The organism is Oscillibacter sp. 1-3, assembly GCF_000403435.2.
Classification (GTDB): Bacteria; Bacillota; Clostridia; order Oscillospirales; family Oscillospiraceae; genus Oscillibacter.
Genome location: NZ_KE159703.1, coordinates 327,181 through 345,366, shown reverse-complemented (window position 1 = coordinate 345,366; position 18,186 = coordinate 327,181). Strand labels below are relative to the sequence as shown.

Annotated in this window: 16 protein-coding genes; 7 read left to right on the top strand and 9 right to left on the bottom strand. The window is 60.3% G+C overall.

Features of this window, described 5'->3' with window-relative positions; genetic code table 11:
• Positions 1–61: 61 nt before the first annotated feature.
• Positions 62–232: a hypothetical protein gene (locus C816_RS23340; protein ID WP_155978868.1), complete on the bottom strand. Its 171-nt coding sequence runs from the start codon at positions 230–232 to the stop codon at positions 62–64.
• A gap of 93 nt (positions 233–325) precedes the next feature.
• On the opposite strand from C816_RS23340, the gene C816_RS01695 reads away from it, so the two are divergent.
• From C816_RS01695 to C816_RS01685, 3 genes are all read left to right on the top strand, one after another.
• Positions 326–1,621, top strand: coding sequence for an L-cysteine desulfidase family protein (locus C816_RS01695; RefSeq protein ID WP_016320671.1), 1,296 nt, complete (start codon positions 326–328; stop codon positions 1,619–1,621).
• 110 nt (positions 1,622–1,731) lie between these two features.
• The gene (locus C816_RS01690; protein ID WP_016320670.1) at positions 1,732–2,931 is read left to right on the top strand and encodes a dicarboxylate/amino acid:cation symporter; all 1,200 of its coding nucleotides are present in this window, start codon (positions 1,732–1,734) and stop codon (positions 2,929–2,931) included.
• A gap of 231 nt (positions 2,932–3,162) precedes the next feature.
• Entirely contained in the window at positions 3,163–3,711 is a 549-nt protein-coding gene (locus tag C816_RS01685; RefSeq protein WP_016320669.1) for a sporulation initiation factor Spo0A C-terminal domain-containing protein, read from the top strand.
• Between the two features lie 254 nt (positions 3,712–3,965).
• On the opposite strand, the gene C816_RS01680 is transcribed toward C816_RS01685, so the two are convergent.
• The 4 genes from C816_RS01680 to C816_RS25505 all read right to left on the bottom strand — a co-directional run bounded on the left by C816_RS01680 (position 3,966) and on the right by C816_RS25505 (position 9,956).
• Positions 3,966–5,996 carry a TRAP transporter permease gene (locus C816_RS01680; RefSeq protein ID WP_016320668.1) on the bottom strand — a complete coding sequence of 677 codons (2,031 nt, stop codon included), beginning with the start codon at positions 5,994–5,996 and terminating at the stop codon, positions 3,966–3,968.
• A 160-nt stretch (positions 5,997–6,156) separates the two neighbouring features.
• On the bottom strand, positions 6,157–7,164 hold the full coding sequence (locus C816_RS01675; RefSeq protein ID WP_016320667.1) for a TAXI family TRAP transporter solute-binding subunit: 1,008 nt from the start codon (positions 7,162–7,164) through the stop codon (positions 6,157–6,159).
• A gap of 378 nt (positions 7,165–7,542) precedes the next feature.
• Positions 7,543–9,303, bottom strand: coding sequence for a threonine--tRNA ligase (gene thrS, locus C816_RS01670; protein WP_016320666.1), 1,761 nt, complete (start codon positions 9,301–9,303; stop codon positions 7,543–7,545).
• A gap of 461 nt (positions 9,304–9,764) precedes the next feature.
• A complete protein-coding gene (locus C816_RS25505) occupies positions 9,765–9,956 on the bottom strand; it encodes a 4Fe-4S binding protein (protein ID WP_155978913.1) in 192 nt (63 codons plus the stop codon).
• Positions 9,957–10,442: 486 nt separating this feature from the next.
• Between C816_RS25505 and C816_RS22220 the strand changes: the two genes are divergently transcribed.
• The 4 genes from C816_RS22220 (at position 10,443) to C816_RS25295 (ending at position 14,153) form a co-directional block, all read left to right on the top strand.
• The gene (locus C816_RS22220; protein WP_016317937.1) at positions 10,443–10,619 is read left to right on the top strand and encodes a DUF4177 domain-containing protein; all 177 of its coding nucleotides are present in this window, start codon (positions 10,443–10,445) and stop codon (positions 10,617–10,619) included.
• A 1,167-nt stretch (positions 10,620–11,786) separates the two neighbouring features.
• Complete coding sequence (locus tag C816_RS01665; RefSeq protein ID WP_016320665.1) at positions 11,787–12,017, top strand: FeoA family protein; 231 nt, start codon at positions 11,787–11,789, stop codon at positions 12,015–12,017.
• On the top strand, positions 12,014–14,017 hold the full coding sequence (gene feoB / locus C816_RS01660) for a ferrous iron transport protein B (protein ID WP_016320664.1): 2,004 nt from the start codon (positions 12,014–12,016) through the stop codon (positions 14,015–14,017). The genes C816_RS01665 and feoB overlap by 4 nt, the downstream gene beginning before the upstream one ends.
• A 10-nt stretch (positions 14,018–14,027) precedes the next feature.
• On the top strand, positions 14,028–14,153 hold the full coding sequence (locus C816_RS25295; RefSeq protein WP_016320663.1) for a hypothetical protein: 126 nt from the start codon (positions 14,028–14,030) through the stop codon (positions 14,151–14,153).
• Between the two features lie 50 nt (positions 14,154–14,203).
• On the opposite strand, the gene C816_RS01655 is transcribed toward C816_RS25295, so the two are convergent.
• From C816_RS01655 to C816_RS01640, 4 genes are all read right to left on the bottom strand, one after another.
• Positions 14,204–14,974, bottom strand: coding sequence for an HAD family hydrolase (locus C816_RS01655; protein WP_016320662.1), 771 nt, complete (start codon positions 14,972–14,974; stop codon positions 14,204–14,206).
• A 1-nt stretch (position 14,975) separates the two neighbouring features.
• On the bottom strand, positions 14,976–15,524 hold the full coding sequence (locus C816_RS23330; protein WP_016320661.1) for a hypothetical protein: 549 nt from the start codon (positions 15,522–15,524) through the stop codon (positions 14,976–14,978).
• 80 nt (positions 15,525–15,604) lie between these two features.
• Positions 15,605–16,927 (bottom strand): hypothetical protein, encoded by a 1,323-nt coding sequence (locus C816_RS24110; protein WP_016320660.1) that lies wholly within the window; start codon positions 16,925–16,927, stop codon positions 15,605–15,607.
• Positions 16,928–17,052: 125 nt separating this feature from the next.
• A complete protein-coding gene (locus tag C816_RS01640; protein ID WP_016320659.1) occupies positions 17,053–18,174 on the bottom strand; it encodes an ABC transporter ATP-binding protein in 1,122 nt (373 codons plus the stop codon).
• Positions 18,175–18,186 lie beyond the last annotated feature (12 nt).

Here is an 18,186-nt window from a genome sequence, read left to right as displayed (position 1 = left end):
CTGCAGCCAGCAGAACTCCCGGCAAACGGGCCGGCCAGGGAGGCGGCGCGAAATGGGGAAATCATTCCTGATTCCCAGGCCTTGTTTTGATAAATGGCAAAATACGCAGCGGCGAGAGATTTTTTTTGCCGGTCAAGGCAATTTGACGCCGCCATACTCTGAGTATGGCAAGGAAAATCAACGCAAAGCGGCGGAAAAAGATCCGTCGCTTGGGCGTTTTGACATTTTTCAAACATGGCCTAATTCCTTGACAACCCCCTCGCCCAAATGCTACCATGGAGGCGTCTCCCTCCGGGAGACGCAATCGCTGAAAAGGAGGAGAACTATGGACAAAACGGACCAGCGCTATCACCATTTCGTGCAGATCCTGCGGGAGGAACTGGTGCCCGCCATGGGCTGTACGGAGCCCATCGCCATCGCCTACGGCGCCGCCAAGGCCCGGGAAGTCCTGGGCCGTCTGCCGGACAAAATCCTGGTGGAGGCCAGCGGGAACATCATTAAAAACGTCAAAAGCGTGGTGGTGCCAAACACCGGCGGACTCAAGGGCATTGAGGCCTCCGCCGCAGCCGGCGCCGTGGCCGGAGACGCCGGGAAGATCCTGGAGGTCATCTCCCAGGTGACGGATGCGCAGAAAGCGGAGATCAAAGCCTATCTGGACAGTCATGAGGTCCGGGTGGCCCCCGCGCCGGGGGACGTGGTCTTTGACATCATCCTCACCCTCACCGCCGGCGAGGACACCGTCCGCCTGCGCATCGCGGACTACCACACCAACATCGTCCTCATTGAGCGCAGCGGCCAGACTCTGCTGGAGGCCGGAAACGTGGTGTCCCAGGACAATACCGGCGGCCTGACGGACCGCAGCTGCATGTCCGTGGAGGCCATCGTGGACTTTGTGAACACCTGCGACATCGAGGACGTGCGGGAGATCGTCCAGCGGCAGATCGACTACAACTACGCCATCGCCCAGGAGGGCATGGCCCACGACTGGGGCGCCAACATCGGCAAGGTCCTCCGGCAGCACTACGGGGACGACATCAAAATCCGCGCCCGGGCCATGGCCGCCGCCGGGTCCGACGCCCGCATGAGCGGCTGCGAGATGCCGGTCATCATCGTCTCCGGCAGCGGCAACCAGGGCATCACCGCCTCGGTGCCCGTCATCGAGTACGCCAAGGAACTGAACGTGAGCCAGAAGACCATGCTCCGCGCCGTCACCCTCAGCGACCTTTTGACCATCCACATGAAGACCGGCATCGGCCGCCTCAGCGCCTACTGCGGGGCCGTCAGCGCCGGGTGCGGCGCCGGCGCCGCCATCGCCTGGCTCCAGGGCGGAGACTTTGAGACCGTGGCCCACACCTTGGTCAACGCCCTGGCCACCATCTCCGGCATGATCTGCGACGGGGCCAAGCCCTCCTGCGCGGCCAAGATCGCCGCCGCGGTGGACGCGGGCCTCCTGGGCTACCATATGTACCGCAGCCAGCAGCAGTTCTACGGCGGCGAGGGCATTGTCTCCAAAGGCGTGGAGAACACCATCGCCAACATCGGCCGCCTGGGCCGCCTGGGCATGCGGGAGACGGACCGGGAGATCATCCGCATCATGACCGGACAGCCCCCCAAGGCGTAAAATCTCCCCCGCTCCGCGTATGCGCGGGCTCCGCCGCGCGTATGCTGGAACAGAGATCCGCGGAGCAAAATTTGTGTTGTGTGTGTTGACACAGAAAGAGAGGATTTTTTATGACCGCTGAGAAAAAGGGAATGAGCCTGCCCCTGAAGCTGCTGATCGGCATTGTGGTGGGCATTGTGCTGGGCCTGTTCCTGCCGGAGAGCGTCATGACCATCGTGGTGACGCTCAAGTACGTCCTGAACCAGCTCATCATGTTCTGCGTGCCCCTGATCGTCATCGGCTTCATCGCCCCCTCCATCACCAAGATGGGCTCCAACGCCACGAGGATGCTGATGGTGGCAATCGTCGCCGCCTACGTCAGCACCGTGCTGGCCACGCTGATGTCCATGGCGGCCGGCTACGTGCTGGTGCCCTTCCTGCCCATCGCCTCCAGCATGGAGGGCTTGAAGGAGCTGCCCGGCGTGGCCTTCCAGCTGGACATTCCCCAGATCATGCCCGTCATGAGCGCCCTGGTGTTCTCCGTGCTCATCGGCCTGGCCGCCGTGTGGACCAAGGCCAAGACCATCACCGTGGTGCTCCAGGAGTTCCAGAACATCGTCCTCAGCGTTGTGAAGAAGGTGGTCATTCCCGTCCTGCCCTTCTTCATCGCCCTGACCTTCTGCGGCCTGAGCTATGACGGCACCATCACCAAGCAGTTCCCCGCCTTTTTGCTGGCCATCGTCATCGTCATGGCGGGCCACTACATCTGGATGGCAGTCCTCTACGGCTTCGCCGGCGCCTACTCCGGCCACAGCGCCATTGAGGTGGTGAAGCACTACGGCCCCGCCTACCTCACCGCCGTTGGCACCATGTCCTCCGCCGCCACGCTGGCAGTGGCCCTGGACTGCGCCCGCAAGAGCTCCGTGCTCCGCTCCGACATGGTGGAGTTCGGCGTGCCCCTGTTCGCCAACATCCACCTGTGCGGTTCCGCCCTCACCGAGACCTTCTTTGTGATGATCGTCTCCAAGGTGCTCTACGGGGAGCTGCCCAACGCGGGCCGCATGGTGCTCTTCATCCTGCTGCTGGGCATCTTCGCCATCGGCGCCCCCGGCGTCCCCGGCGGCACGGTCATGGCCTCCCTGGGCCTGATTACCGGCATTCTGGGCTTTGACAGCGACGGCACCGCCCTGATGCTGGCCATCTTCGCCCTCCAGGACAGCTTCGGCACCGCCTGCAACGTCACCGGCGACGGCGCTCTGACCCTGATCCTCACCGGCTACGCCGAAAAGCACGGCATCAAGAAAGAATCCATCCAGACAGTGGAGCTCTGATTCTGCGCGACTCCCCCATTTTCGGGCTCCGGCCCGGGAATGGGGGATTTTTTGCCCCCATCCGCCCGCCAGCCGCGGCGGGCCCGTGTCCTCTCCGTCCATCTCCCGACCGGCAGGCCCGCGGCTGTGTCAATTTTTGTCAGATACTGTCATATACCGTCACAAGTGCGGAAAACTGGGGAAATTTGTCATATTCTGTATACATCCAAAGATAGAGAAAGGATGACAGGGATGAAAAATCTCTCACGGATTCTGTCGGAGCTTGCAAACCACGGAAGCTGGGAGGGCTACGGCCTGCTCAATTACGCAATCATGGAGGCCGTCAAAGCGCAGCCCATGCCGGTCAATATGGATCAGCTGTGCGAGCAGCTGGTCGGCATCGGAGACAAGCGCAATCCGAAAAGTATTTACCGCTCCATGGCTCGGGCGGTGGACGACATCTGGGCCAAGCCGGAGAGCCGGCCCCTCTTGAAGGAATATTACCACCGGGAGCTGGTGGAAAAACCCACGCTGGACAGCTTTATCTGCGCCCTGGCCCGGTATCTGTGGGAACAGGCCGCCGCTCCGCAGCTCTATGAGATCATCTTTGACCAAGTCAGTGAGAAATATGGAATTATCAGCCACATCGGAGACCCCAAGATCTGGGCCGCCTTTCCCGCCATTACGGCGGACAGGGTGCTGGTGGAACAGATTGTCGCCTTTCTCTGCGACAAGGAGGTCCCTCCGGAGATCTTCAAAAACCTCTATCTCTCCGGCGGGCTACTGTGTGGGCTTGAATAAAGGAAGCGCCGCCTGCTGAAAGCAGGCGGCGCTCAGCTTGCCGAAAATACTTTTCGGCAAGCTGAGCAGGATTTCCAGAACCTCAAAAAGTTCTGAAAGTCCCTAATTGAAACAGCGCAGGGAACCCCTCCTGGGTTCCCCGCACACACCCCTCCTTCCCGTTGAATCAATCTCCACCGTTTTTTGACAGGCCGAGCGCCGCCTGCTTTCAGCAGGCGGCGCTTTCTCTTTCTGGGATTCAGCCCTCCGGCCTGTCAGGCCGCGGCCTTTTGGGCGCCCATCTTCTGAAGGGCCACAACGCCCAGCACCAGCACCAGACCGATGATGTCGCTGGCAAACCCCGGGAACATCATGCTCAATCCGCCCACCGCCATAAGGACGCGGAACAGGGGATTGATTCTGCGGAACAGCGTGCCGTTGAGGGCCGCCGCAATGCCGAACAGGCCCACCAGCGAGGTGACGACAATCACCACCACGTCCACCGGGCCGGTATCCACCAGAAGCATGGCGGGATTGAAGGCGAAGATATAGGGCACGATGAAGGCGGCAATGGCCAGCTTTGTGGCGTTGACGCCGGTCTTCATGGGGTTGGACTTGGCAATGGCGCTGCCGGCGTAGGCCGCCAGGGCCACGGGGGGCGTGATGTCCGCCACGATGCCGAAGTAAAAGACGAAGAAGTGGGCGGGGATCTTGCCGATGCCCAGGGTAATCAAAATGGGGGCGCAGGTGGAGGCCATGATGCAGTAGTTGGCGGTGGTGGGCACGCCCATGCCCAGCACGATGCAGCACAGCATGGTCAAAAACAGGGCGATAAACAGGGCCAGCGCCTCGTTGGGGATCATACGGCTGATGTTCACCACCGCGCTGACCAGCTTGGACGCCAGACCCGTCACGGTGATGCACCCGGCCACCATGCCGGCCATGGAGCAGGCCACCGCCACAGTGATACAGCCCCGGCCGCCGGCCTCCAGGGAGGAGGCGATCATGGCGGCGGTCTCCTTCACCGCGTGGACGGCGAAGCCCTCGCCGTGCTGGGCGCGGCTGTCCCGGAAGATATGGGGCAGGCTCACCAGAATGGTCAGCACAATGGCGATGGCCGCGGAAAACTGGAGAGTCCGGGCGCCGGTGGACACCAGCCAAACCAGAACCACCAGGGGGATCAGCAGATAGATGCTGCGGATCAGCAGCCGGAACCTGGGCAGCTGGTCCCGGGGGACGCCCTGGAGCCCCAGCCGCTTGGCCTCCAGATGGACGGAGAGGAAGATGCCGGTGAAGTACAGCAGGGCCGGGAGGATGGCCTTCAACGCCACGGTGGCATAAGTGGTGTCCATATACTCCGCCATGAGGAAGGCGGCGGCGCCCATGATGGGGGGCATGATCTGCCCGCCGGTGGAGGCGGCGGCCTCCACGGCCGCGGCAAACTCGCCCTTATAGCCGGTCTTCTTCATCATGGGGATGGTGACGGAGCCGGTGGTCACCGTATTGCCCACGGAGGAGCCGGAGACCATACCGCACAGGGCGGAGGAGATCACCGCCACCTTGGCCGGGCCGCCGGAGGAGGAGCCCGCTGCGCAGTTGGCCAGGTCGATGAAAAAACTGGAGATGCCGGTGCGCTCCAGGAAGGAGCCGAAGATGATGAACACGGCGATGAACTTGGCGCACACCTGGATGGGCGTGGCCATGACGCCGGAGGTGCCGTAGAAGAGGGTATAGATCACCCGGGCCAGACTCTGGCCGCTGGCAAAGGTGTAGATCATCAGCGCCCCCACCACGCAGAGGATGGGCAGGCCCACGCACCGGCGGCACAGCTCCGCAAGGCACAGAATCCCTATGATGCCCAGGGCAATATAGAGCCACGCCCCGTCGATGGCGTTCTCGCCCCAGGGGTCAATCTTGGCGGCGCTGGTAATGACCATGACCAGGTTTCTGTAATTCAGGCAGTAATAGAAGAAGGACCCGGCTCCCAGGACCATCAGCGCGATGTCGTACCAGGGCATGGAGTTGGGGGTCACGTGTCCTTTGCGGAGGGGGTAGTTGAGATAGCCCATGATGATAATCAGCCCCAAAAAGGCCGACAGGCGGATGGGAAGGTCCGCCGTGCTCCACAGAGTGGACCAGATGCAGTACAGGGAGAACAGCGCCGTAATCACGCTGACCACCGTCTTGGGCACTCCCTCCCAGATACGGGTGGCGGACTCCCGGTCATACTTGCGCATGACCTCATCCATCTCCGCCGCCGTGCCGGTCTCCACGTCCGGCAGGGCGTTCTTGTCTTTCTCGCTCATTGGGTGAAACCTCCTTGATCGAATTTCTCTTGCTGTTTTGAAAAGGCGTAAAGCGGAGGCTTCGCCGCCCTTTCAACACAGCAAGGGCCGCGAAATGCGGCCCTTGCCGGATGGAATCCCTTCCGGACTGGGAATCTTAACGCTCCCTGAGCACCCCCGCTCAGTAGGTCCCGGCGGGAATGGTATAGGCGCTGTAATAGGGGGAGGCGGCCAGCAGGTTGCTGGTGTGCTCCTCGTCCAGGCTCACCAGATACACGGGCTTGGCGGTGGCCAGGTCCACGATGGCGGTGGTGGGCGCGCCGGCCACCACAAATGCGGCGTCAATCTTGCCGTCCTTCAGGCTGTCGGCACTGTCGCTGAAGCCCTGGTAGACGGGGCTGATGCCGGTGTCGGGATCAATGCCGTAGGCGCCCAGAACATCCACCGCGTTGAACCAAACGCCGGAGCCCCGGTCGCCGATGGAAACGGACTTGCCGGCAAGATCCGCCACGGACTTGATGTCGGGATTGGTGGTGACGATCTGGACCTGCTCCATGTACAGCGCAGCCACTACGGAGAAATTATCCACCTTGCTGTCAAAAAGACGCTCGCCGTTGTAGCCGTAGCTCATCACGTCGGACTGGACAAAGGCCAGCTGCACATCGCCGGCGGCCAGATCCTCGATGTTGGCCTTGGAGCCGCCGGAGGTGACGGCGGTGACGGAGACGCCGGTGTTGTTGGAGACATAGCTGGAGAGCACGCCGCCGAAGCCGTAATAGGTGCCGGACTCGCCGCCGGTGCCGAAGGTCAGGGCCTTGGAGCTGCCCGTGCCGGCGCCGTCCTTCACGGAGGCCACGTCCTTGCCCTTTTCAGCGAAGTACTTCGCCGCGCCGGGGTGATAGGGCACGGAGGTGACGGAGGACGCGAAGTCCAGGTCCAGCTCGCCGCCCTTGGCGTGCTGCTCGGTGATGGCGTCCTTGTTCTCAAAGATCGTGGACACAAAGGCGTAAATGTCGTCCTCGGGCACGTCGTCCCGGGCGATGACCACGGCGCCCACGGCCACGGTGTTGGTATCCACGGCGGCCGCGCCATTGCCGGCGTCGCCGCTGCCGGAATTGCCGCCGCCGCAGGCGGCCAGCACGGTGACCATCATCATGACGGCCAGCAGAAGAGACAGAATCTTTTTCATCTCAAATCCTCTTTTCCTATTTTGATACACAGACTTGCCTGTGCTGAATATTATAACTTGTACTCCTTCATTTTTCAAGTACATTTTTGACTTTTCAGTCCTTTTCTGCAAGTTTGCACTGTCATTCCTTCATTTTACTTCCCGTTTTGCATTACTGTCACAGAAATCCTGCAAATTTTGCCCGTCCGTCCCTCTCAGAGCAGGAAATTTCTCCCTTTTTTGACAACCGTTTGAAAACTGCGCCGCAGACATTCGATTCCGCGCAAAGGGGCTCCAGCCCCCTCGCAGTCCCCCACTCCCGCTCAGCGCTTTTGTTTTGGTTTTTGGATAGACGGAGGCGCGGGCAATTTGCCCGCGCCTCTTCAAGATTCGCTTTTGTTATTTCCGCTCCTTGGTATCCACTTCCCTGCCCAGCAGCTCCAAGAACTGGTCCATCGTCATGGCGCCCAGGTCCTCGCCGCTGCGGTGGCGGACGGAGACGGTCTTGTTCTCGATATCCCGGTCGCCCACCACCAGCATATAGGGGGTCTTCTCCAGGGTGGCCTCCCGAATCTTCTTGCCGATCTTTTCGTTGCGCGCGTCGGTCTCCGCCCGGAAGCCCGCCTTGTCCAGCCCCGCGGCGATCTCGGCGGCATAACCGTCCGCCCGCTCGGTGACGGTGAGGACCTTCACCTGCACGGGGGCCAGCCAGGTGGGGAATGCCCCGGCGAAGTGCTCGGTGATGACGCCGATAAACCGCTCGATGGAGCCCAGGAGGGCCCGATGAATCATAATGGGCCGGTGCTTCTCACCGTCCTCGCCCACGTATTCCAGCTCAAAACGCTCGGGCATCTGCATATCCAGCTGGATGGTGCCGCACTGCCAGGTGCGGCCCAGAGAGTCGGACAGGTGGAAGTCCAGCTTGGGGCCGTAGAAAGCGCCGTCTCCGGCGTTGATGATGAAGTCTTTGCCCATCTCGGTGATGGCGGCCTGGAGCGTGTCCTCGGCGAACTTCCAGACGGCCTCGTCGCCCATGTGGTCCTCGGGCATAGTGGAAAGCTCGATCTGATAGGTCAGGCCAAAGGTGGAGTAGATCTCGTCAAAGAGCTTCACCACATTTTTGATCTCGTCTTTCATCTGGTCCGGGGTCATGAAGATATGGGCGTCGTCCTGGGTGAAGCAGCGGACCCGGAAGAGGCCGTGGAGCGCGCCGCTCATTTCATGCCGGTGCACCAGACCCAGCTCCGCCATGCGCAGGGGGAGATCCCGGTAGGAGTGGGGCTCGCTTTTGTACACCAGCATGCCGCCGGGACAGTTCATGGGCTTGACGGCGTAGTCCTCCCCGTCAATGACAGTGGTGTACATATTGTCCTTGTAGTGGTCCCAGTGGCCGGAGCGGTGCCAGAGGTCCTGGTTGAGGATGATGGGGGTGGCGATCTCCACATAGCCGTACCGCTTGTGGCACTGCCGCCAGTAGTCCAGGAGGGTATTCTTCAGCACCATGCCCTTGGGCAGGAAGAAGGGGAAGCCCGGGCCCTCCTCGGCCATCATGAAGAGCCCCAGTTCCCTGCCCAGCTTCCGGTGGTCCCGGCGCTTGGCCTCTTCAATGCGCTGGAGGTACTCATCCAGCTCGTCCTTCTTGGGGAAGGCCACGCCGTAGATCCGCTGGAGGGTCTCCCGGCTGGAGTCGCCCCGCCAGTAGGCGGCGTTGCAGGCGGTGAGCTTGATGGCGTTGCCTTTGATGCGGCCGGTGGAGTCCAGGTGGGGTCCGGCGCAAAGATCCGTGAACTCGCCCTGCTTGTAGAAGCTGATGACGGCGTCCTCGGGCAGGTCGTTGATGAGCTCCACCTTATAGGGCTCGCCCTTCTCCTCCATGAACTTCACGGCCTCTTCCCGGGGCAGCTCGAACCGCTCCAGTTTCAGCTTCTCCTTGCAGATCTTGCGCATCTCGGCCTCCAGCTCCTCCAGCTGGGTCTCGGAAAAGGGCTCCGGGGTGTCGAAGTCGTAGTAGAAGCCGTTGTCGATGCTGGGGCCGATGGCCAGCTTCACCTCGGGGTGGAGCCGCTTCATGGCCTGGGCCAGCACGTGGGAGCAGGTGTGCCAGTAGGTCTTGCGGTAAGTCTCGTTGTCAAAGGTATAGAGATTGTTTTCCTCGCTCATGGTAGTCCTCCTTGTATTCTGGGGCAATGGATAAAAAAATCCCGCCCCTGATGTTCTCAGGGGTGGGATACGAAAGTCGCATTCCACGGTTCCACCCTGCTTGCGGCCCCGCGGAGGAGGCCGCCGCTCGTATCCGCTGTAACGTGCGGCAGACGTCCCGGTCATCCCGGGCGGCTCGGGAGTGGTACAGCCGCCGCCTGCCGCAGGGCCCTCGCACCAAACGGGCCCCTCTCTGCGCGGCGCATCGCGGTTTCTTCTCCGTCAACGCTGATTTCAGGTGGTACTATATCATTCTACGGGGGAAATGTCAAGGTTTCGTGTGAATTACAGGCGAATACTGATAAATCGCAGCTTAACGGGCTTTCCGCCAGCAAGTACCAGGTAATCAAGGCTATCTCTGGTTGATGTTGACACCGGATAATATCTCAGAAGATCTCTTTTATGACCTCTATCATTCCCGTTCACTGTTGAAATGCCAACTTTGAACGTATTCCTTTGGCAATTATTGTGAAACTGCCTTCATTTTCCTTATTTAATTGGTTCATACACTCACGGAGCAACCGAGGAATTTTCAATCTTTGGGGGCACACCGTTTCACAGGCATTGCAGGCAATACAAGCCGAGGGTTGTAGTTTCTTTAACTGTGATGTAATGCATAAAGGGTGGTTTCACCAGGCCACTACATTACATTGACTGCGGTTCATTTGTGGCAGAATGGCATAGGCCGGAAAGGCGGTGATCGACCAGCAGGAGGGAACCGAAGGGGGGAGCGTCCGGGGATGACCTGGGCGCTCCGTTCTCTTTGTCGGCCCTCTGCTAAGAGCGCACTTACTCACCACTCGGAAGCGGGCGGTGGTACTGCCTCCGGCAGCCGTGCATTCTCCGAGGAAGGCCGGGCGTCCCTTCTCTGCCCAGTATGGACAGGCCAGCAGACGCCATCGGCGGCTTGTGCATCGGGCGGAGCTGCACCGATGCACCGGGAGCTTGGGGGCCATCGGCCCCCAACAAGCTGCGCCGGGTATATACCGGGGCATTGCTTGCTACTACTATCAGCACCTGTAAATGAGGGTTGAATGTCATTCCCATTGGTGGTATACTTGGCTTGTAACAAATCGGTATTTGCATGGAGGTATCTTCAAGTGAAAAAATATGAGTATAAAGTACTAACAATCGCAACTGCTTTAGCTGTAAGTACAAAGCAATATGAAAAGGTTGCGCAGGAGTTTGAAACACAATTAAATGAATTGGGAGCTGATGGTTGGGAACTTGTTCAGCGCATGGATGGTTTCTTTTTTCTAAAAAAGGAAATTGAATAAATTCCAGTTTATCGGGGGGACTTCATCTTTTGGGTGAAATCCCCCTTGACAAATGTTCTCTTGGGAGGTCATTGCCATAGAGTGCGCAATGCACAAATCATTATATAAGTTCAGGCGTTTTGGAATATCCAAACCAGCCGGACAACTATCACAGCAATAACGGCATCCGGTATAGTTTGCACCCAATGGAACGCCCAGGCAGCCGTACTTTCTTCCGGACGAATGATTCTCATTTTTGACTCATAACGCTCCGGTACGTTTGCCAATCTACCACCTCGGACAGGTTCCATGACCCCAATTGGTATCCTACGTTCTTTCAATAACTCACATTTTTGCTTTGCATCCTGCAATTTCCAGTCCAGATCATTCAGCCGTATTTGGCAATTATCCAGTTTACACTGAATAAGTATAATTGAATTTGGCTGCCGTCTCTTTATAGTATTTATTGTAATTAGAGCAGTACTTAACTGCCGCTTTAGGCCTTGTTTGAAAAATGGCGGAATACCCAACGGCGAGAGATGTTTTCGCCAATCAAGGCAAATTTTTGCAGGCGGGCTGACGCCCGGCAAGAAAATTTATCGCAGAGTGGCGGATCAAGATCCACCGTTTGGGCGTTTTGTCTTTTTTCAAACAGGGCCTAACCTCCCGTTCCCAACAAGATATTCCCTTACTGGGCACAGTTTTCATTCAGCTTCCACTTGATTGCTTATGGCCAAAAAACGCCCCTCATCGTGTAGTTTTCACAGAATCTCTCTTCTCCTTGTCTCCCCCATGGAGAGCATATCACACCCGCATAAAATCCATGAAGAGGACGCCTCCCTCCGGCGGCAAAACGGGAAAACTATCGGACTATACGAAAAAGACGTCGAACTTTCTCCGTTTTTCTGACAATTCCCAGTTTGACGCACACTGTGTTCCATGGTACGCTTAATAAAATCAGAAGCTGTATCAATGGGCAAAAACACGCATCTTAGCGGAAATTTTTCCTCGCCAATCTGCACACTTTTCCGATTGATACAGCTTCTTAGTAAATTCCAGGGGCCGTTTGAAAACTGGCGGAATGGCAGATTTCAGGACAACGCAGCCCAGTCTCGGCGGAAAAAAACGCGCCAGGACTGTGTTTTGCCATTTTTCTAACAGCCCTCTGACCTTATAGGAGGGACTGACATGACCTTGGATCTGCTGCCCTTGGGCCAGGAGGCCGTCATCACCGCCGTGGGCGGCCAGGGGGCCCTGCGCTGCCGCCTGCTGGACATGGGACTGATTCCCAAGACCGCGGTGCGGGTGGAGAAAATCGCCCCCCTGGGCGACCCCATCGAACTGCGGGTGCGGGGCTACGCCCTGTCCCTGCGGAAGGAGGACGCCCGGAATATCCAGGTGGAGGTGCGGCAATCATGATCTTCGCCCTGGCCGGCAACCAAAACTGCGGCAAGACCACCCTGTTCAACCAGCTCACCGGCTCCAACCAGCACGTGGGCAACTTCCCCGGCGTGACGGTGGACCAGAAGTCCGGCGCCGTCCGGGGACAGAAGGACTGCACGGTGGTGGACCTGCCGGGCATCTACTCCATCCGGCCCTACACGCCGGAGGAGATCGTCACCCGGGACTTTATCCTGAACCAGAAGCCCGACGGTATCATCAACATTGTGGACGCCACCAACATCGAGCGGAACCTGTACCTGACCCTCCAGCTGCTGGAGATGCGCATCCCCATGGTGCTGGCCCTGAACATGATGGACGAGGTCACCGCCGGCGGCGGTACCGTCGACGTCAAGGGCATGTCCGCCGCCCTGGGCATCCCTGTGGTCCCCATCTCCGCCGTAAGAAACGAGGGCGTGGAGGAGCTGATCCGCACAGCCGTATCCACGGCCCGGAACCGGACGCCTCCGGCGGTCTACGACTTCTGCTCCCCCGGCCCGGTCCACCGGTGCATTCACGCGGTGGTCCACCAGATCGAGGACCACGCGGAGGCGGCGGGTCTCCCGCTGCGCTTTGCCGCCACCAAGCTCATTGAGGACGACGGGGACGTGCGGGAGCGGCTGCGGCTGGACCAGAACGAGCTGGAGCTTATCGAGCACAGCGTTCAGGAGATGGAGGCGGAGCACGGCATGGACCGCAACGCCGCCCTGGCGGACATGCGGTACGATTTCATTGAGGGCGTGTGCGCCGGCACGGTGGTGAAGTGCCAGGAGTCCCGGGAACGCCGCCGCAGCGAGGCCATTGACCGGGTGGTGACCAACAAGTACCTGGCCCTGCCCATCTTCTTCGGCATTATTCTGGCTGTCTTCTACCTGACCTTCAGCGTGGTGGGCCAGGGGCTCTCGGACCTGCTGTCGGCGGGCATCGCCGCCCTCACCGCCGCCGTGGACGCGGGGCTTACGGCCTACGGCCTCAACCCGGTGGTCCACAGTCTGGTGATTGACGGGGTGTTCGCCGGTGTGGGCAGCGTGCTCAGCTTCCTGCCCATCATTGTGGTGCTGTTCTTCTTCCTCTCCATTCTGGAGGACACCGGCTACATGGCCCGTGTGGCCTTCTTCATGGACCAGCTGCTGCGGAAGATCGGCCTCTCCGGCCGCAGCATCGTGCCCATGCTGGTGGGCTTTGGCTGCTCCGTACCGGCCATTATGTCCACCCGGACGCTGGCCTCGGAGCGGGACCGCCGGATGACGATCCTGCTGACGCCCTTCATGAGCTGCTCCGCCAAGATCCCCATCTACGGCGTCTTCTCCGCCGCCTTCTTTCCCCGCCGCGCCGCCCTGGTGATGATCCTGCTGTACTTCGGCGGCATCCTGGTGGGCGTCGCCGCCGCCAAGGTGCTGGGGGCCACCGCCTTCCGGGGGAACCCCGTGCCCTTTGTCATGGAGCTGCCCAACTACCGCTTTCCCTCCGCCCGCAGCGTATGGCAGCTTTGCTGGGACAAGGCCAAGGACTTTCTCACCCGGGCCTTCACCATCATCTTCGTGGCCACCATCATCGTCTGGTTTCTCCAGACCTTCGACACCCGACTGAACCTGGTGAGCGACAGCTCCCACAGCCTGCTGGCCGCCGTGGGGGCGTGGATCGCTCCCCTGTTCGCCCCCCTGGGCTTTGGGGACTGGCGGGTATCCACCGCCCTGATTACCGGCTTCATCGCCAAGGAATCCGTCATCTCCACCCTGGGCATCCTCACCGGCTCCGGCACGGATGTCACCGTTGCTGCCCTGGGGACGCTGTTCTCCCCCGTCACCGCCGCCAGCTTCCTGGCCTTCACCCTGCTGTACACCCCCTGTGTGGCTGCCATCTCCGCCGTGAAGCGGGAGCTGGGCTCCGGCTGGAAGGCCGCCGGCGTGGCCGCGGCCCAGTGCGCCGTGGCCTGGGCGGTCTCCCTGCTGGTGTACCGCATCGCCCTGCTGCTGTGAGGAGGCGTCCATGCTGGAAATTCTGATTTTAACGGCCCTGGGCCTCTGGCTGGCCCTGGCCCTGCGCGCCTGCCGCCGCCGCAGAGGCGGCTGCGGCGGGGATTGTGCCCGCTGCACCGGATGCCGCCGGTCCTAAACAGGCAAAAAGACGCCCTCCCCGGCCGGGGAGGGCGTTTATTCTCCTTGTCACACAGCTTTGTGCTGTTCCTTCTCCAGGTCCCGCAGGATGGCATAGACCTGGTAGATGTCGTCGATCTCATAGGTGGCCCGGATCTCCTTGGGCACGTCCACGTCCTTGCACTTTGTCAGCTTGGAGTTGATGTGGAATGTCATGCCAAAGCCCATGCGCTGGGGGCCGATCACGTCCCGGGACACCGTGTCGCCCACGTAGGCGCAGGTGGACGGGTCCGACCGGACCTGATTCAGAGAGACCATGAAAATGTTCTTATCCGGCTTGCGGTAGCCGGTGACGGAGGACAGCGTCACATCCTGGAAATAATCCCGAATGCCGTACTCCTCCAGAATGTCGAACACCTGGTAAAGGCTGGCGGTGTTGCTGATGACGCCCAGCTTCATCCCCATGTCCTTCAGCCCGGCCAGCATCTCCGCCACACGGGGGCGGAGGGTGCGGTGGTAGTAGGTGACCTCCCACATGTGGGCCAGCTCCTCGGCAAAGGGGGCCACGGTCTCCTGGTCCAGGCCGAAATCCGTCAGGACATACTGTCCCCAGATCTCCTCCGGCTTCAGCTCCCGGTCCGTGGGGCCCCGGTAGGCGGCGTAGCGGTCCCAGCCGTCCGCCAGCTTCTTTTGGGCAGAGGCCGGATCGTCGGATACAGCGATGCCCTTCTCCTTCAAAATGCGCAGGACTTCCCGCGCGGAGGCCTCACGGCTCTCGTCGTCCGTAAAGATGTCCTCCAGCGTTCCGCCCATATCGAACAATACAGTATCAATCATCATCTTACGGCCCTTTCCTAAGCTCCGCCATGTCTTTGACTGGGGGCTTATGTTTCCAGTATCGGTAAAACAGGAGGATCGACAGCCCATCCCCCAGAACCAGGGGGACCAGCACGAACATCCCGAAAAATTGCAGAGCCAGGATCTGCGCCCCCCGCTCTCCGTTCAGAAGGACCAGCAGGGCGATCAGGCAGGCCAGCATCAGCAGCGTCAGCCACAGATAGGCCGCCGGCAGCTTTCGTTTGTCGCCGGGCAGACGCCAGGTCAGGCTGCACACCGCCGTACCCAGCACCGCGGGAACCAGGGCGGTGACCAGATTCTCAAGGAAAACCGGCGCCCCCGCCATCAGCGTGTGCAGCGGGCCGATCAAAAGGGCGATGGCCGCGCCGTGAACAGCGGCAAACACCCAGCACAGACAAAAGGAGTACAGCATCAGCGTGCTCTTCACCCTGCCGTTTTCCATCATCTGAAAGGCGGACCAGAAGCTGTCCGCCGCCCGGCCGATCTTTTCGTCGATTTGACTTTCCTGAATGGGATTGCCTCTGCCCAGCATAGTTCCTCCTCTTGGAAATGGGCGGGCGGCCGATGGGCCGCCCGCCCGGCGGAGCCGCTCTTTCGCGGCGAATGTCTTACTTACTTGGGAGCCTGGTCACGCCAGTAGGTCCACATATCCTGCACGTCGGGGAAGATGCTGTAGATGGCGTCCAGATCGTTGGCGCGGGCGCCCAGATCGTGCAGAGAGACGGGATTCTTCTTGTCCTCCACATCGTCACGCAGGGGCCAGTTTCCTTCCTTGGTGAAGGGCTTGAAGCCGCCGCTCTCGCCGTCGACGCCGCCCATAACGTGGCGGATGAACAGACGTCCGCCAGCGGGGCTGTCACAGTTTTTGACCATGAACATGGACTCGGTGTTCAGCAGGGCAGTGTAGGGAGTCAGGTTGGTGCACCAGGCGATGTTGTAGCCGGACTCCTCGCGGTTCTCGATCTTGCCGGCGGAGGCCAGGCACAGGGCGGGATCATCCTTGGTGGAGTTATGGACGGCCAGCACCAGCTCGTCGCCGTCGCCGATGAAGGTCATCTTGGCCTGGGTGAAGCGCCACAGGTACTCCACGCCGGCGTTGTTGGCGGGAACCTCGAAGGGGAAGCTGGAGGCATCGTAGGTATACTCCAGATCGGTGCCGTAGATGTCCTTATAGGCCTGCTCCATCTCCTCGGCATTGGAGATAAAACTGGCAAACAGGCTGAGGTAGGCGGTCTCCTGGCCGATTTCCTTGGCGAAGATGCGGTACTTCTGGCTGCCGTCGGGGTTCTTCTCAATGATCTGCCACCAGCTGGTGATGGGCTGTCCGTCGGGGAATGCCTCGGTGTTGTAGTACCAGAAAGCCTGGGATGCATACAGCGGGAAGCTGAACTTCAGGTTCTCCTCCTCGATGTGGGAGCAGATGTCGCGGGGATAGAAGGGCTCCAGAATCCCCTTGCTGTAATACTCAAAGAACACGTCGCCGTTGACGTCCTTGGTCTGGAGCACGTCGGCGGTGATGTTGTTGGTCTGGTTCTCAATCTCGGCCTTGCTGAGAACCTCGTCGGAGTCCAGGTCGGAGATCACCAGTTCCAGACCGGGCCACTTCTCGTTAAAGCTGTCCACAACCTTCATCATCTTGGAGGAGGTGGCGTAGACGTTGATGGGGTTGTTCTCCGCCTTGGCCAGCTCATAGAGCTCCTCGTCGGTCATGTCGCTCCACTCATCCCAGTAGGGGCCGTAGACCTCGGTACCGGTGGCGCGGTCGTAGCCGAACTGCCCGGCGGCGGGCTCGGCGGCATTGTCTCCGCTGCCGCCATCGGCGGGCTGGGAGGCGCCGGGGTTGTCAGCGGCAGGCGTGTCGGACTTGCCGCCGCAGGCCGCAAGGCTCAGCACCATGACAGCCGCAAGTAAGAGTGCCAATAACTTCTTCTTCATCGGGTTCTTCTCCTTTCATTTTTGCACAGTGATTGGGGAATGGCGCCGGAGTTGTATAATCAAGCGGGGCCGGACGGCGGTACTCCCCGCCGCTCGGGAGCGCTTTGATCCGGATAGCCGGGGGATCACACCGCGCGCTTAATCAGGCGGCTGGTCTCCTTATTATACACGTTGATCTTATTCTGGTCAATAATCGCCCACACCTTCTGGTCGATGTCATAGTGTACCTGGCCGATTTCCTTGGACAAAAACTCCTCCTCGCCGGCCTTGAGGGTGACGATGGTCTCGGAGCCAGCGGGCTGGCTGGCGTACACGCTGACGGGAAGGGCGCCCTCCACGGGCTCCCGGGAGATGAGAATCTGCTCGGGGCGAACGGCCAGAACACAGTCGAACTCGCCGCTGGCGGGCTTCTGCTCGGTGGTGAGGTGGTCGGCGGGGAAGGTATGGCCGCCCAGCTCGCTCTTGACCACCAGATCGCCACCCTTCATCTCGGCCTTGCCGGAGATCAGGTTAATGCGGGGGTTGCCGATGAAGTCGGCGGCCTCCAGGTCGATGGGGTTGTTATACAGCTCCATGGGCGTGGCCACCTGGTTCAGCTCGCCGGCCTTGAACAGGGCGATCTTGGTGGACATGGTCAGGGCCTCCACCTGGTCATGGGTGACGTAGATGATGGTGGTGCCCAGCTCCTTGTGGAGACGCTGCAGCTCAGCGCGCATGTCGATGCGGAGCTTGGCGTCCAGGTTGGACAGGGGCTCGTCGAGCAGCAGCAGCTTGGGACTGGAGGCCACGGCGCGGGCGATGGCCACGCGCTGCTGCTGGCCGCCGGAGAGCTCGGTGGGATAGCGGTCCTTGTACATGTCGATGCGCATCATCTTCAAAGAGTCCATGACCCGGCGGTCGATCTCATCGTGGCTCATCTTCTGGATCTTCAGGCCGAAGGAGATGTTGTTGTACACCGTCATGTGGGGCCACAGGGCGTAGGACTGGAACACCAGGTTCAGCCCGCGCTTGCTGGGTTCGGCGTAGTAGGCGTCGTCGGCATTGATCATCTCCACGCCGTCGATGGTCATGATGCCGTTCTGGGGCTTCTCCAGGCCGGACACCACGCGGAGGGTGGTGGTCTTGCCGCAGCCGGAGGGGCCCAGCAGGGTCATGAAGTCGCCGTCCTCAATGGTGAGGTTGATGTTGCGCAGGACGTGGTTGCTGCCATAGAATTTATCAATATTCTTTAACTCAATACGACTCATTATCGTTCTTTC